This is a genomic window from Bacteroides sp. AF39-11AC (assembly GCF_003474285.1).
Lineage (GTDB): Bacteria > Bacteroidota > Bacteroidia > Bacteroidales > Bacteroidaceae > Bacteroides.
In genome coordinates this window covers 652,074-668,843 of sequence record NZ_QROH01000002.1, presented here as the reverse complement: position 1 = coordinate 668,843, position 16,770 = coordinate 652,074, and the positions used below count along the sequence as shown (strand labels likewise).

Here is a 16,770-nt window from a genome sequence, read left to right as displayed (position 1 = left end):
TTAACAATTAAAGGGGACTATATGATTGAAAAATGTTTGAGCGCATTGGCTATTCCGTTTTCGTCCACTGAGGTGGTGATGTAGTTGGCATGTTCCTTCACTTCATCCACTGCATTACCCATAGCCACACCAATGGCAGCATGGCGTAACATGCTTACATCATTGCCGCCATCTCCGAATGCCATCGTCTCTTCCAGGCGAATGTCGAAATGACGGATAATTTCGTCGATTCCTTTTTGCTTGGTATTTCCTTTTGCGGTGATGTCGGCAAAAGCAGGGAACCAGCGTCCGGCTTCACAACCGGGAAGTTGTGGGAGAATAACTTTCTCTTGTTCCAAGGTGATGAATGGCGTCATCTGGAAGATTTCCCGGCAAATAGCCTCTTCAGGAGTCTTAACAGGGAGTACATCTACTTTCAGGTAATCATTGAATATCTTTTTCACCATCTCATCCGGTTGGCAAACACAGATATCATGCTCGCCTACAAAGATACAGGGGAAATTCTGTTCGGAAGAGATACGCGCCATTGTCTGTGCGTCAGTGGCAGGAATTGCACTCTTGTAAATCACTTCTTTGCCTACGAAACAATATCCGCCGTTCATGGTTATATAACCATCTATGAGTCCACGGTCCTGCAAAGCAGAAAGGTTGTTGATGATAACAGCGGGACGTCCCGTAGCGATAAATATCCGAATGCCTTTGGCTTTGGCAGCGGCGATGGCTTCGATGGTGGTTTCGGGGATAGCATGTGTATCAAAACTCACTAAAGTGCCGTCGATGTCAAAAAACAGGGCTTTAATCATATAATTTTTTATTTTACTTGGATGCAAAAGTACTCAAAAGTGAGGATATTTTGTACTTTTGCCACACATAAATTAATGTACGATTAGGTGATTTACGATGTATGATTGAAATTGGAATTGCATTATAGCCAGTATATCAGTGCTTATGATTTCAAAAGTACTATCAATCGTACATCGTAAATCGTCTAATCATACATTAGCATACCCCTAATAAACAAAAGAGAAGATGAAAAAGCATTCCTTCAAAGATTGGTTGATCGCTGTACGCCCTTGGTCATTTCCGGCGTCAGCAATGCCGGTGATTGTGACGCTGGCGTATTTGTATTGGGCATACGGGATAATAGAGTGGGCGAACGGATTGCTGGCGTTGGTCGGTATTGTCATTTTCCATGCTTCGGGAAATGCATGGAGTGATTATTTCGACTTTGAACGAGGAGTGGACCGCGTAGATACCTTCGGTGTGAAGACCCTGACGAGCGGCCAATTCATGCCATTGGAAATACGCAATCTGGCTATAGGATTAATGGTACCGGCAGTGGTTATCGGTCTTTGGCTGGTTACACGTACCGGACTTTCCTTGTTATGGATAGGAGTTTGTGGTGCCATGTGTTCGTTGCTCTATCCGTGTCTGAAGTACCGGGCTTTCGGTGATTTTGTTATTTTCGTGGCTTATGCCATTCTGCCTACTTTGGGAATAACTTATATAACGATGGGGAGGTTCCTGCCTGATGTATGGTTGATCATTGTTCCGGTAGGATTGATAACAGTAGCTATCCTGCATGCCAATAATACGCGCGATATCGGTACGGATGTACGGGCAAAGATCAGTACTCTTGCTATGAAGTTGGGAGTGAAGACTGATATTTACCTGTATATGTTTGAAGTGCTGTTCCCATTCTTGTGGATTGTAATTTGTGTACTACTGGGCTACTTCCCATGGTGGTCTCTACTGACTATAATAGGAGTTCTGCCGGCTATAGCCAATGCACGTACCATGTTACGGTTGCCGCAAGCAGGGATTAGTGCAATCTCTAATCTGGATGAAAAGACGGCGAAACTGCAACTTTTGTTCAGCTTACTGTTTGCGGTTACATTTTTAATATAGTATGAAACGAATCATTATTCCTTTACTGATAGCTGCTTTCCTGTGGTTTTTTATGTTCTCTCCTTGGACAAGCGGTATATTCAACTTCTGGACAGCAATGAGCTTTTCGGCAGTTATACTGATGAATATGTCTTTTGCACTTCGTCCGCAGTGGTGGGTAGAAGATGTGAAGTTCGATTGGAAGAATATTGCCGGCGGTGTGGCCTTGGCAGTTGTACTATGGGGAGTATTCTGGGTAGGGGATAAAGTTTCTGCCTGGCTTTTTGACTTTGCCCGTCCACAGGTGGAACTTATTTATGGTATGAAGACCGGGGAAAATCCTTGGCTACTCTCTATACTGTTACTCATATTGATAGGCCCTGCAGAAGAAATCTTTTGGCGTGGCTATGTACAGAATGCACTATCGAAGCGTTGGAACCCGAATACAGGTTTCATTGTGACAACGCTGGTTTATGCCTTGGTGCACATCTGGTCGTTCAACTTTATGCTGGTGATGGCAGCATTGGTAGTTGGAGCTATCTGGGGACTGGCTTACAGACTGTATCCGCAGAAGTTAGGGGCACTGATCGTGTCGCATGCGGTGTGGGATGTGGCGGTATTTGTAGTGTTCCCGATTTAATATGACCCTTTTGCGGATGAAGAGTGAAATTTTGATTTATAGGAAAAATAGAATATAAAACAAACAGCGATGAAATACAATTTTGATGAAATCATTGAACGCCGTAGTACCAACTCCGTGAAGTGGGATGGCGTAAAAAATATCTGGGGACGTGATGATTTACTCCCTATGTGGGTAGCTGATATGGATTTCCGTACTCCGCCCTTTGTAATGGATGCTTTGAAAAAGCGTTTGGAACATGAGGTGTTGGGGTATACTTTTGCTTGTGAAGAATGGTATACTTCCATTTGTGCATGGTTGCGCGATCGTCATGGATGGAATATATCCCGTGAGATGTTGACATTTGTCCCGGGAATTGTCCGTGGACAGGCTTTTGCCTTGCAGTGTTTTACTAATCCGGGCGATAAAGTGATGGTGATGACTCCTGTCTATCATCCTTTCTTCCTGGTGACCGAACGCATGGGCCGTGAAGTGGTATATTCGCCTCTGGAACTATGTGACGGACAGTATCATATTGATTTTGAACGTTTCCGCAAAGACATACAAGGCTGTAAAGTGCTCATTCTGTGTAATCCTCATAATCCTGGTGGACGTGTCTGGACGGCGGATGAACTGAGAGAAATAGCTGCCATTTGTTATGACAATGGTACTTTTGTAATCTCTGATGAGATACATGCTGACTTGACTCTGCCACCTTATAAACATCATCCGTTTGCTACGGTTTCTGAAGAAGCTGCTGCAAATTCTCTTGTTTTTATGGCTCCCAGTAAAGCATTCAATATGCCGGGATTGGGCAGTTCGTATGCAATAACCGTTGATAAAGGTATTCGTGAGCGTTTCCAGACTTTTATGGAAGCTGGTGAGTTTTCCGAAGGACATTTGCTTGCTTATATCGGTGCTGCAGCGGCTTATATGCATGGTGCAGAATGGCTGGAACAGATGCTCGATTATATAAAAGGAAATATAGACTTTACTGAGAACTATCTGAAAGAATATATTCCGGGCATCAGTATGATACGTCCGCAGGCTTCTTACCTTGTTTTTCTGGATTGTCGCGCTTTAGGGTTGACACAAGATGCACTGACCCGTCTTTTTGCAGAGAAAGCACACTTGGCTTTGAATGATGGAACTATGTTCGGTGCACCGGGAGAAGGTTTTATGCGATTGAATATCGGTTGTCCGCGTTCGGTGCTGGAGCAGGCTTTGAAGCAACTACGTGATGCGGTTGTACAGTGATTTAGAAAGAAAATTATACCTTTGGTGCCTGTAAAGGGCTATACTATATGAAGAAACTCTTATATCTTTTCATCATAAGCAGTATTCTGCTGTGTGCTTGCAGGCATACGGACAATACTACTTTGCTCCGTCAGGCGGATGCAGTGATTTATGGAAATTCGGATAGTGCAATGAAGCTCCTGTCATCAATCAAGAATCCGGAGCGGTTGCCGTTTGAGGAAAAGATGTTGTATGGTTGGTTGCGTACGTTTGCACATAATGTGCGAGGGGCTTCCATGGCAGAAGATTCCCTGATTTTGCCGGCATTCAACTATTTTGTAGCCGGCTCGGATACGGTGAAGATGTTGAACTCATACGTCTTGAAATCCCAATACTTATATTGGCAGAAAAAACATGAAGAGGCTATGACTGTACTCGATAGTGGTATTGCAGCAGCTACAGCTTGTAGAGATACTTACCTGATAGTCCATATGCTTTCTCTGAAAGCAAACAAACATGTATACGTTGAGAAGAATTATAAAAAGGCAATAGAAGCCCATCTCAGGGCGATTGCTGTTCGTGAAGATGAAGGGTTGTGTTTTTCTTTAGGTATTGCTATGGGATTACAGGGAAATGATTCTGCTTCTTACTATATGGATCGGAGTATCGAATTGGTTGGGCAAAAGAAGGATACGGTACGTCTGGTACATTATCTGCGAAACTATGCACAGATGTTGTCTTATATCAGCAACGATTATGAAAAGGCTGTAGCAGTTTCAAAACGTTTGCGGAGCTTGGCACCGGACGGAGGGCAGATTGCCATGACTGATCTGGTGTTGACGGAATGTTTTCTAAAGATGGGAAAACTGGATTCCGCCCAATATTACCTCGATCAGGGCAGAGCATTGCTTGCCAGCCGGGAGAAGCTTCTGAGCACAGAAAATATGATGAATTATTATCAGGGATTGATAGATTATACCCGGCATCGTACGTTTGACTTTCTGAAAGTGATGCGATATAATGATTCTGTTCACAATGCCCTCTATGCCTTGCAAAGTACTATTCAGCGGAAGGACGAAAGTAAAGAGTCGCTTTCGAATGCTAACTTGATGCTGACGGTGGAACGGCAAGAAGCCCAACTGACATTATTGGGCTGTCTGCTGTTGTTGGTTGTAGTAGGTGGCGGGGCTTTTTTCTATATCCGGGGGCGTCGTCATCGCTTGATTGAGGCGGAAGAACGTATTGAAACACTGAACCGTCTGCTGGCAGATGCTACAAAAGGAGATGGTGAACAGGGAATTGCTGGAAATACTGATAAAGAAGTGGAAGATGGACAGTTCTTCCGAAAGATACTTTTGCAACAGTTGGGCATTATACGCTTGGTTGCTACACAACCTACATCCCAAAATCAGGAGTTGCTTCGTCGTATATCCGGTATCACAAACCGCGAGTTGCCAGTAGAAAGTCTTTTAGTGTGGGAGGATCTGTATCCCGTAATCGACCGTATATATGATGGGTTCTATACCCAAATGAACCAGCGTTTCGGTTCTGTGCTTATTGACAAGGAGCAGCAGCTTTGCTGTCTGCTTTGCGCAGAATTCTCGACGAAAGAGATTAGTGTTGTGACACAACAAAGTATTCCGACCATTTATCAGCGGAAGACAAATATCCGAAAGAAACTTGGGATGGGAGAGAAGGAGGATATCGTCGGGTTCATTTTAGAGAAATAAGGCTTGTCCGCGTCGTCCGCGTACCCATTTAATTCATAACCGAAAAAATGAATACTTTCTTCAATGCATATAGATAGTATATAGACCCTAAAAAGGTAAATATAGAGAACGATGATTGTAATGTATTGATAATTAGTGGGATTTGTGCTGGCGATATAGAACTTTTATATCCCGATATAGACCGTTTGAGACACGTTTCACCCTTAAATTTGCATCAGGTAAAAACGAAAAGTGAAACATTAAAATCAATCAAACGATGAAAGCAAATTCAATGAAATCTATCGGGAAAAGACTTACGTCCTTATTCCTTATGTTATGTGTAGCAGTTTCTGTTTCTGCTCAAAGTTATCAACTCTCCGGTTGCGTACAAGATGAAAACAATCAGCCGATGGAAGTAGCAAACATCCTTTTAAAGCAAGCTAAAGACAGTACATACATTACAGGTATGCTGACGGACGCACAAGGTTGTTTTACTTTTACTCAACCTAAAGGGGAATATCTGTTGCATATCACTCTAATCGGTTGTGAAGACATCTACCTGCCTGTCTCTTTACAGGAAAATAAGAATGTAGGTATGCTCACTCTGAAATCCTCTTCTACCTTTTTAAATGAAGTGACTGTTACAGCCGCTCGTCCGGTAATCAAACGTCTGGTGGACAGAGTGGTTTTTGATACCCACAATTCCATTGCCTCTGCCGGTGGAAATGCACTCGACCTTTTGCGCGAAGTACCTGGTTTGCGTGTGGGGCAGAATAGTATTGATATTATAGGTAAAGGAGGCGTGAAAATATATATCAATGACCGTGAAACGAAACTCTCCGGTGACGAACTGATAGACTATCTCCGGTCTTATGACGCTTCACAGATACAGAAAGTAGAAGTGATCACCACTCCACCGTCCAAGTATGATGCAGCAGGCAATGCAGGTATCATCAACATACGCTTGAAATCACGTCCTAAAGATTACTTGGGAGGTACGGTATCCGCTTCTTATAATACCGGTGAGAAGGAAAACTACGGTTATGGTGGAGTAAACCTGAATATCAGTAAAGGCCGCGTTTCTTCCTTCATCAATGCAGGTACTACACAAGGTAACTATGAAACACGTGAAGCAAACCGCCGCTATTTCGCCAAGAATACCTGGGACGGACGTACGGATTATAAGACGTATATGCAGAGCTATTATGGTCAGGCAGGTGTGGACGTTGCTTTGGAGCGTAACTGGACCGTAGGTTTGCAAGCTGTTTATAACTATGGTAATCCTAAAGATGCCAAAGCTGTTTCCGTTACGGAAGTTTATAATGTAGCTACTACCCAGCTGGACTCTCTTCTGTTGTCAGATAGCAAAGAAGGAGGTAAGTCCGACCGTCTCAACCTGAACTTCCATACCGATAAGACTTGGGGGGACAAAGGAAAGAAGATGACTTGGGATGTGGACTACCTGCGTGATAACCGGGATAGTAATATGGGCTTCCTGTCCGAAACGCAGACTCCTGACGGTGTAGCAATACCCGGAACCAATTTTGATTATAGCTATCTGCAAGACCGTAAGGTAGACGTATTCTCTTCTGCACTCGACTTTACACTTCCGTTTGAAAAGTATAAGATAACTGCAGGTGCTAAGGTCTCTTTCACAAATACACGCAATCGTATCGATTATGATACTTCGGATCCGACACTGGTGCAGGATGATTACTTCCACTATAAGGAACAGATTTATGCCCTTTATGCCGATTACAATCGTGCGTTCTCCAAACAGTTTTCTATGCAGTTGGGCGTACGTATGGAGCACACCCGTACTACCGGTATTTCCGAGTCGGCGAATAAGACAGACAAGCATGATTATACCCGTCTGTTCCCTACGCTCTACTTCTTGTACTCACCTAATGAACTGAATGCATTGAATCTTAGTTTATCCAACCGTATTTCACGCCCCTCGCAGAATATGGTGAATCCGTTCCCGTTTTACCAGAATAAGTACACTTATGCTTGTGGAAAGGAAGATTTGAAGCCGAGTTATACGTATAATGCCGAATTGGGATATACATTTAAGAACAATCTTAATTTTTCCGCTTTCTATTCTTATTCGGACGATGTATTCTTCCAGGTGGTAGGTTTGGACCCGGAAACAAATGTCAGTTCTTTCCTGTGGGATAACTTTATGGAGACGCACTCCTTTGGATTGAATAATTCATATACATTCCGTACAGGGTGGATGCAGGCTTATGTACAGCACGGAGTAAACTATAGTCGTACGACTTCCAGTGCCGCTTCCACATCTGCCGAAGAGAAGGGATGGGCCTATAATGCCAGTCTGCGTAATACGTTCTTCCTCAATGCGAAGAAGACATTCATTGGAACACTTTCCGGTTGGTTCACTTCACGCCAATATAGTGGGGTTTATCTGATAAAGCCTAATTACGGAATCAGTGCAGGTTTGCTTTATCGTATGCTGGATAATAAACTCAGTCTTAGCCTGAATGTTAATAATATCCTGATTAGCCATTCGAAACTTGAGACGGTATCCAACGGTGTCCGGATGACGACGGATAATCAGTTTGCCTTTACCGGTTTCCGCATCGGTGTCTCCTACACATTTGGTGGAGATATCCGCAGCAAAGGGCAACGTAATAGTAACTCAGATATTCAGAATAGATTATAAGTATTGCTTTCATCGTTTTTACCTACTTGAAAGCACTCCTGTAACGGGAGACGGACGGCTTGTCGATATGAAACGGAGGTTTCAATCGGGAAGCCGTCTTTTTGTATGAATGCAGTTTGATAAGTGATTTTCGCCGTTTTATAGCATCAGTCCCCCTTTTCTATCAGTTTTTCCCCCTCTTTTTACTATGGATTCCTCACTTTTGCATCACATGAACCAATCTAAAAAGAGAGTATATATGAAAAACAAAATGAAAAACAGAATGAGAGGGGCGTACATTATATGTTTCTTATGTCTGGCTTTATTCCTGCTTCCAATCATACCGGCAGGAGCGAGTATCCTGCCTGATGACGAACAAACGGAAACAACAAAGGAATTGATAGCCTTTCCCGGCGCCGAAGGCTTCGGGCGGAATACAACAGGTGGTCGTGGAGGCAAAGTCTATCATGTAACGACTTTGGAAGATGGTCTGCAGGAAGGGACATTGCGCTACGCCCTTTCACAGGAGGGAACACGTACGGTTGTCTTTGATGTAGCCGGAACGATATTCCTGGATAAACGCCTTGATATCGCTAATGGAGATTTAACTATTGCCGGGCAGAGTGCGCCGGGACAAGGTATCTGTATAGCCCGTTATCCGGTAACGATCAATGCTGATAATGTAATAGTCCGCTATCTACGCTTTCGTGTAGGCAACGAAGGAGGTGGAGAGCCTGACGGACTTGGAAGTACGGATTGCAGGAATTTAATCATTGACCATTGCTCTATCAGTTGGTCGGTAGATGAATGTTGTTCCATATATGGTGGTGAGAATCTGACTGTTCAATGGTGCCTGGTCTCCGAAAGTCTTCGCACGGCGGGTCATGCCAAAGGTAAACATGGATATGGAGCCATTTGGGGAGGGGCAAAAGCTTCTTTTCATCATAATCTGCTGGCACACCACGAGAGCCGTGCACCCCGTCTGGGGCCCCGTCCTTTTACTCAGGAACGCGAACACATGGATATGAGGAATAACGTGTTCTACAACTGGGCCGGAAACGGTTGCTATGGTGGAGAAGGCATGTATATCAATATTGTGAACAATTATTATAAACCGGGACCGGCTACACCGAAAAACAGCCCTGTCCGCTACCGTATTGCCGCCATAGGAGTACGCACAAAGAAGTATTGCACGAATGCAGACGGCACTCCCAATGCTTGGAAACCGATGGAACACGTATGGGGGAAACTCTATGTAGACGGCAATATCATTGAAGGAAATGAGGAAGTAACCCAAGATAACTGGACCAAAGGAATTTACGGGCAAATCAATAATGCTTCTTGTGACAATACATTCACAAAGAAGGTGAAAAAGGAAATGCGTCTGTCCGGACCTCTGGATGCAGGCATTATCACTACTCATAGTGCAAAACAAGCTTATGAACTCGTATTGGACCAAGCCGGATGCTCCAGGCAACGGGATGCCATTGATATACGTGTTATAGAAGAAACCAGAAACGGTACGGCTACCTATATCGGTAGTGTGACGAAAGGAGCGGAAAGTGTTCCCGGACTAATAGACCTGCCGGCAGATGTGAAACCGGAAGGAGCCGCCAGTTCCTGGCCTGCATTGAGTGATGGCGGCATTACAGCCGATGAACTGCGGGACACTGATGGCGACGGCATACCCGATGTCTGGGAAGCGGCCCATGGCCTGAATCCGGAAGATGTTTCCGACGGCATTGCTACTACATTGAGTAAAGAAGGTTATACCAATCTGGAAGTTTATCTGAACGGTCTGGTAAAGTAAAATTCAAACCAATTATTAAATATATTAAGTATGAAGAAGATAATTCTTACAGCATTATTTATGGGCATTTTATTAGGAGGTCATGCCCGGAATACTGCATCACCATTTCAGGCTGTAGTGGCCCAGGATGGCAGTGGTGACTACACAAGCATTCAGGCTGCTATTGATGCAGTACCCGACAACCGGCAAGAGCCGTGGTTGATTTTCGTAAAGAACGGTTCGTATCGGGAACACGTGGTAATACCCGAAACCAAAACGTATGTCCACCTAATCGGTCAGGACAAGGATAAAACCATCATTCATCATCTCCTGAATGTAGGTGGAAAGCCTGAAGAAGGTACAGAACCGGCAAAGACGGCTTTTTGGAAACATTCGGTTCATAATCCCTCTTCCGAAGTCTATAAGTTTGAGGGGAGCGTTGTTAAGGTGAAAGCCGATCATTTCTATACTGAGAATATCTCTTATGTGAACGATTGGGGGGTAGAGAGCCAGAATGGTCCACAGGCATTGGCTATGAGTAGCCAGGCAGATTGTGCAGCGTTCAATAACTGCATTTTCCGTTCTTTTCAGGACACCTGGATGACTTCTACCAATGATTCTCACCGCCACTATGTGAAAGACTGCTGGATTGAAGGTGCAGTCGATTACTTTTATGGCGGGGGAGATGCTTTACTTGAAAACTGTACTTTGTATAATGTACGTAGCGGTTCTGTAATTGTCGCTCCCTGTCATAAAGATGCAAAGTTCGGATATATTTTCCGTGATTGCATTGTGGATGGCAATGCCTCTGCTGCCGACGGTAAACAGAAGTTGGGACGTCCTTGGCACAACTCGCCGCGTGCTGTCTATATACATACCACTATGCGTATTCCCCTTGCTCCCGAGGGTTGGACCAATATGGGAGCTATTCCCGGACTATTTGCAGAGTATGATAGTCGTGATACCGAAGGTAATGTACTCGACTTGAGCCTACGCAAAACAGAATATGACGGACGCGGACCGAATAACCCGCCGAAAGGCTCTTGTCGTGCTACCGTTACCAAAGAGGAGGCAGATAGCTATGTATACGAACGTATCATTCCGGGTAATGACGGATGGGATCCTCGTACAATGATGGAAAAACTACCGGCTCCGCAGAATCTGAAAAAACAAGGAACGAAGATTACTTGGAAAGCTGTATCCGATGCTGCCGGTTATATCATTTTTGATAATGATCAGGTGGTAGGTTTTGCCCAAAAGCCGGTTTTCGAAACAGGATCCGTGATGAAAGGAAATTTAAAAGTACGTGCAGTCAATCGTTATGGTTCATTAGGACTTGAGAGTGCTCTTTAAGTTAATGAATCGCAATGGCACTATAACACATTGACATTTTTTGCATGTGGGATCCCGGGCTTGTGAAAGTCCGGGATTTTTTGTGTAACCCCCTTGTATTTATTGGTATAACAGATATTTTCCTCTTTTTCCGATAGTTTTTACTCCTCTCTCCACCTGCAAATTGTCACCTTTGCAACAGGAAAAAATATGTGAAACTAAATCCTTTATTAATGTGAAACAAAAATCTGTAGAAATGAAAAACAAGTGTTTTGTATGGCTAATGGCTATACTGTTAATGGTTCCTATCGGACTGTCTGCACAAGAGATTACTGTTAAAGGTAATGTGACAGACTCCACGGGAGAAGGTGTTATCGGTGCATCCGTTGTAGAAAAGGGTAATGCCGGTAACGGAACAATTACCGATATAAACGGTGATTTTACTCTGAAGGTCAGCGGCAAAGGTAAGAAACTGGTTGTCTCATATATAGGTATGCAGACCCAGGAGATAGATGCTGTTGCAGGGAAGACGCTAAGTATTAAGCTTCAGGACGACTCTAAAATGTTGGATGAAGTAGTCGTTGTAGGTTACGGTACGATGAAGAAGAAAGACCTGACCGGTTCTGTTTCTTCTATGAACGACAAGGTACTGAAAGATATCCCTGTAACTTCTGCCTTGCAGGCTATGAGTGGACATCTGGCAGGTGTGAACGTAACGGTAACGGACGGTTCTCCCGATGCTGAAATCAAAGTACGTGTACGTGGTGGTGGTTCTATTACCCAGGATAATTCTCCGCTTTATATCGTAGATGGTTTTATCGTGAAGAATATTAATGATATTCCTCCCGGGGACATCCAGGATATTAGTGTATTGAAAGATGCTTCTTCTACGGCAATCTATGGTGCCAAGGGTGCTAATGGTGTGGTTCTGGTGACTACTAAGAGTGGTAAAGCCGGTAAGACAGTGGTAGATGTGAACTCTTATGTTGGTATAAAGAAGACTTATAATCTGACGGATGTCCTTTCTCCTTATGAATATGTATATTATCAGAAGGAAATCGATTCGAGCCCAAATGTATCCAGTGCAGGCTTCTATAGCATGTATGGTATGTGGGATGATATAGACCTTTACAAATACCGTGAAGGTATCGACTGGCAGGATCAGCTTTACGGCAATACCGGTTTACAGAAGAATTTCAATGTATCGCTTTCGGGTGGTACGGAAACCATGCGCTACAATATCAGTTATACGCGTGATGATGAAGACTACATCATGTTGAACTCTAACTATGTACGTGATAACTTCAACATTAAGCTGAATAAATCTTTTGGTAAAGTCATTGATCTGGACGTTACAGCCCGTACCACGAATACGATAATTGATGGTCCCGACGTATCCGGTGGCCGTAAGCTCCGTGATGGTGTCAAGTATGCTCCGGTAAAGAGTATAACTACTTTGTCTATGGAGAACCTGGTGGGTACCAGCGAGGAACTTGACTGGGCGGAATCGGCCAGTATGTTGAATGACCCGATTTACAACATTACCAATGAGTTTAAGAAGCAGTACTCATTTGTTAATTCCTATAATGTCGGTTTGACATTTCATATTATCAAAGGTTTGGATTATCGTGTTCAGGGTAGCTACTCTTACGAGAAAGCACATACGGATAATATCTGGTTGAAGAAGACCGGTGAATCTAATGCTAATGGTGGACAGCCCGTAGCCAAACGTGAATATACTGATGGTTACCGTTTCACGATACAGAATCATTTGACGTATGACTTTACGGTTGCCAAAGATCACCGTTTCAATATTATGTTGGGACAGGAAGTTTTCTCCGGTAAATCTGACAAGATGACTCTGCAATCCAAATTCTTTCCGAAAGACTTTACAGCAGAACAAGTATTGGCTATGTGGAATTATGGTGAACCGTTGCCTACTTATAATGATATAGGTGAGCCGTCACGTACCTCTTCTTTCTTCGGTCGCCTGAACTATACGTTGAAAGACCGTTACTATCTGACTTTCACAGCTCGTGAAGATGGTACAAACGTATTTGCTCCAGGTAAACAATGGGGTTTCTTCCCTGCCGGTGCTTTGGCATGGCGTCTGTCTGAGGAGCCTTTTATGGAAGCTACTAAAAGTTGGCTTTCCAATGCTAAGCTTCGTTTAAGTTATGGACAGGTAGGTAATGCACGTGTAGGTTCTTACTGGCGTCAACAATACAGTTTCGAAAGCTCTGCAAACAGACTTTACTATATCGGTGAGAAAGTGCAAAGTGGTTTGAAACCAACCAATACACTCCGTAATGAGAACCTGACTTGGGAAACCAAGACTTCTGCCAACATCGGTTTGGACCTGGGTTTCTTTAATGATAAAGTGAATGTGGTAATTGATGCTTATAAGGATGTAACTAAGGATTTGATTCTGGCTGTGGATATCCCTACTCATTCCGGTTACGGTACTCAATACCGCAATTTGGGACAGACTACTAACAAAGGTGTGGAGTTGACAGCTAACTGGTATGCCGTTGAAACTAAGGATTTCAACTTGTCATTGGGTTTCAATATCTCTTTCAACCGCAATACTGTTGACAAGCTGGATGGTTCCGACTCTATGATTGCTACTTCCGGTTGGGGAGTAAGTATCGGTTCGGATGATTATCGTGCCATTGTAGGTAAATCCATTGGCCAGATATATGGTTACAAACAGGATGGTTTCTATTCTTTCGATGACTTTACTTTTAACGAAGAAACGAAACGCTGGATCATTAAACCGGGTGTAGCAGACTGTAGTGATATTATAGCAACCAGCGGTAACTGGTTTGGTCCCGGACACATGAAACTGAAGAAATTGACGGATGATGGTTCTGATAAAGTAACTACGAATGACCGTACCGTCATTGGTAATGCCATGCCGAAACATACCGGTGGTTTCAATATCAATGCGGACTATAAAGGCATCGATTTTGGTGTACAGTTCAATTGGAGTTATGGTAATGATATCCTGAATGCCAATAAAATAGATAATACTACGTATGCAGGTTCCAAGAAGTATCAGAATCTGAGTAGCGATATGGCTTTGGATAAGCGTTTTACCACTATCGATCCTGAAACCGGTTACAATATCATGTATGGTGAATATGCGAATCCGGCACGTTTGCAGGAAATCAATCAGAATGCTACGATCTGGCATCCGTTGATGAACTCCACGGTCATGACGGACTATGCTATCGAAGACGGTTCATTCCTTCGCCTGAGTAATCTTACAATCGGTTATACTTTACCGAAGGCTTGGACTAAGAAGTTCCTGGTTGAGAAATTGCGTGTATACTTCACTGGTTACAACCTACATTGCTGGACAAAGTATTCAGGACAAGATCCTGAGGTAGATACTCGTCGTAGCACTCCATTGACTCCGGGTGTTGACTACTCTGCTTACCCGAAAGCTCATTCATTCTTATTTGGTATTAACCTGACACTCTAAAAAACTAATGATCATGAAGAAATTATATATATTAACTTTGGCAGCTGCCATGCTGATCACTACTTCATGTGATGATTTCCTGGCAACTGACACCCCCTCCAAACAAAGTAACACAAATGTGTTCAATACCGAGGCTATGGCCGAGGCTGCCCTGATGGGAGTTTATGCTACCATGTCCGATACGTATGTTTACGGACAGAAAATTTCTGTGAACTGGCAGAATATCAGTGATACGGAAAATTGTAATCTTTATCTGACTAATTATAAGGAAGTAAACAGTGATTATGGTCAGAACCACTATTATGGTAATTCCGGTAACTCTACCACTCGTTGGAACAATATCTTCCGTTTTGCAGAACTTGCTTCCGCTGCCGTAGAAGGAATGCGTGAAGGTGAATTGCTGAAGACAAACCCGACTGTCGGTAAGCCGTTACTGGGTGAAGCTTTGACTCTGAGAGCATTGGCTTATTTTGAATTGGTACGTATCTATGGAGATATTCCTTATAAGAAAACAACTTCCAATTCTGACCTTTCCAATGTATATATCGGTAAAATCGACCGTGATACTGTATATGCCGACCTGGTGAAGAACTTGCAGGAAGCCATCGAATATCTGCCTTGGTTAGGTAGTGGTAAAGCTTCTACTGCGGAACGTATCAGCAAAGGTTTTGCTAAAGGCCTGTTAGCACGCGTCGCCTTGTTCGCAGGTGGCTGGTCACTGCGTGATGGTAATCAATTTCCGGATATGCAATTGGAGAAACATCCTACCATCCCCGAAATGAACGGATATTATGTAGGTCGCGTGAAGAACTACAAAGAGTATTATGAAATAGCAGCCAAACAATGTGCTGAAATCCTGGGTGATCCTGAGAATCCGCATCAATTGGATCCTGACTTTGAGAATATCTGGAAAACAGTAAATCATCTGGATCAGAATCCTTATAATGAAAACCTTTATGAAGTTGGTTTAGGTGTAGGTAATACCGGTGACGTGGGTACTCTGATGGGTTGGGAAGTTCAACAAGGTTCTATGTACGGACAGCAAGGTATGGGTAGTAGCTATGTTACTTCTACAATTTATTACTTCTATTCTTTCGGTAAGACAGATAAGCGTCGTGACGTTACATTGACTTTCGGTCGCTGGCGTAAAGAGAATTATGAGGATTTCAGTCTGAATGCTACGAATGTGCACTATGCTAAATGGCGTATGTACTGGACCAGCGAAACCTATCGTGCGCTCCACTTGGCTGCTGCCGGCCGTGTGGCTACCGGTATCAACTGGATTGTAATGCGTTATTCTGATATTTATCTGATGTTTGCTGAGGCTATGAATGAGCTTTACGGACCGGATCATCAGAATACAACGGCAGGTTTGACTGCCCGTCAGGCTCTGGAAAAAGTACGTGAACGTGCATTTGGTTCCGGCTCTTCCGAAATTGCGAAGTATGATTCTGATTTCTTCAATGCTATTGTGAATGAACGTGCCTGGGAATTTGGTGGTGAAGGTGTACGTAAAATGGACCTGATTCGTTGGGGACTGTTGGATAACAAGATTGAAGCTATGAAAGAAAGTCTTTGCCTGATGCTTGATAACCAACATCCGGTGACCATCTTTGATAAGACTTATCAGCCTTCGGATTTCCCGACTGTATTGTACTATAAGATGAGGACAGATGATAAACTGTATGTAGATTATTCATCACCTAATTATTATCAGGAACTGGGTACGGCTCCTGCAGGCTATGAAAAGATTGACTGGTTCCCGAAAGCTTATGCAAAACCTGAAACCGGTTCAGGTACTACTTATCGTGACGAACTTGCCAAGATTCTGGTAATGGCTACCGGTATCAACGCATCTTACGACTATAGTGCATTACTGGGAAAACTGAAGAATGGTGGTGAGATTGGTGATATGTTGAAACAATATCCTATTGGTAACGGAACTTGTAACTATCGTCATCCTTATGCTATCTATGATACGGATATTTATCAGTCCAAGGGCTTTTTGGTAAATTCCTATGGTTATTAATAAATGGACAACAGAATTAA

At 43.4% G+C, this 16,770-nt stretch carries 10 protein-coding genes; 9 read left to right on the top strand and 1 reads right to left on the bottom strand.

Annotation, left to right across the window (positions count from 1 at the left end):
* Nucleotides 1–17: 17 nt before the first annotated feature.
* The gene (locus DW036_RS05390; protein ID WP_118461898.1) at nucleotides 18–803 is read right to left on the bottom strand and encodes a Cof-type HAD-IIB family hydrolase; all 786 of its coding nucleotides are present in this window, start codon (nucleotides 801–803) and stop codon (nucleotides 18–20) included.
* A gap of 226 nt (nucleotides 804–1,029) precedes the next feature.
* Between DW036_RS05390 and DW036_RS05385 the strand changes: the two genes are divergently transcribed.
* The 9 genes from DW036_RS05385 (at nucleotide 1,030) to DW036_RS05345 (ending at nucleotide 16,750) form a co-directional block, all read left to right on the top strand.
* A complete protein-coding gene (locus tag DW036_RS05385) occupies nucleotides 1,030–1,908 on the top strand; it encodes a prenyltransferase (RefSeq protein ID WP_118461896.1) in 879 nt (292 codons plus the stop codon).
* Between the two features lies 1 nt (nucleotide 1,909).
* Nucleotides 1,910–2,527 (top strand): CPBP family intramembrane glutamic endopeptidase, encoded by a 618-nt coding sequence (locus tag DW036_RS05380; RefSeq protein WP_118461894.1) that lies wholly within the window; start codon nucleotides 1,910–1,912, stop codon nucleotides 2,525–2,527.
* Nucleotides 2,528–2,596: 69 nt separating this feature from the next.
* Nucleotides 2,597–3,763 carry a MalY/PatB family protein gene (locus DW036_RS05375; protein ID WP_118461892.1) on the top strand — a complete coding sequence of 389 codons (1,167 nt, stop codon included), beginning with the start codon at nucleotides 2,597–2,599 and terminating at the stop codon, nucleotides 3,761–3,763.
* A 47-nt stretch (nucleotides 3,764–3,810) separates the two neighbouring features.
* Nucleotides 3,811–5,472, top strand: a complete 1,662-nt coding sequence (locus DW036_RS05370; protein ID WP_118461890.1) for a hypothetical protein — start codon at nucleotides 3,811–3,813, stop codon at nucleotides 5,470–5,472.
* Between the two features lie 256 nt (nucleotides 5,473–5,728).
* The gene (locus DW036_RS05365; protein WP_118461888.1) at nucleotides 5,729–8,134 is read left to right on the top strand and encodes a TonB-dependent receptor domain-containing protein; all 2,406 of its coding nucleotides are present in this window, start codon (nucleotides 5,729–5,731) and stop codon (nucleotides 8,132–8,134) included.
* Nucleotides 8,135–8,372: 238 nt separating this feature from the next.
* Entirely contained in the window at nucleotides 8,373–9,923 is a 1,551-nt protein-coding gene (locus tag DW036_RS05360; protein WP_369905919.1) for a pectate lyase, read from the top strand.
* A 30-nt stretch (nucleotides 9,924–9,953) separates the two neighbouring features.
* Complete coding sequence (locus DW036_RS05355) at nucleotides 9,954–11,255, top strand: pectinesterase family protein (RefSeq protein WP_118461886.1); 1,302 nt, start codon at nucleotides 9,954–9,956, stop codon at nucleotides 11,253–11,255.
* Between the two features lie 235 nt (nucleotides 11,256–11,490).
* Nucleotides 11,491–14,721, top strand: coding sequence for a TonB-dependent receptor (locus tag DW036_RS05350; RefSeq protein WP_118462057.1), 3,231 nt, complete (start codon nucleotides 11,491–11,493; stop codon nucleotides 14,719–14,721).
* Nucleotides 14,722–14,728: 7 nt separating this feature from the next.
* Nucleotides 14,729–16,750 carry a RagB/SusD family nutrient uptake outer membrane protein gene (locus tag DW036_RS05345; RefSeq protein ID WP_305000350.1) on the top strand — a complete coding sequence of 674 codons (2,022 nt, stop codon included), beginning with the start codon at nucleotides 14,729–14,731 and terminating at the stop codon, nucleotides 16,748–16,750.
* The last annotated feature ends 20 nt before the right edge of the window (nucleotides 16,751–16,770 follow it).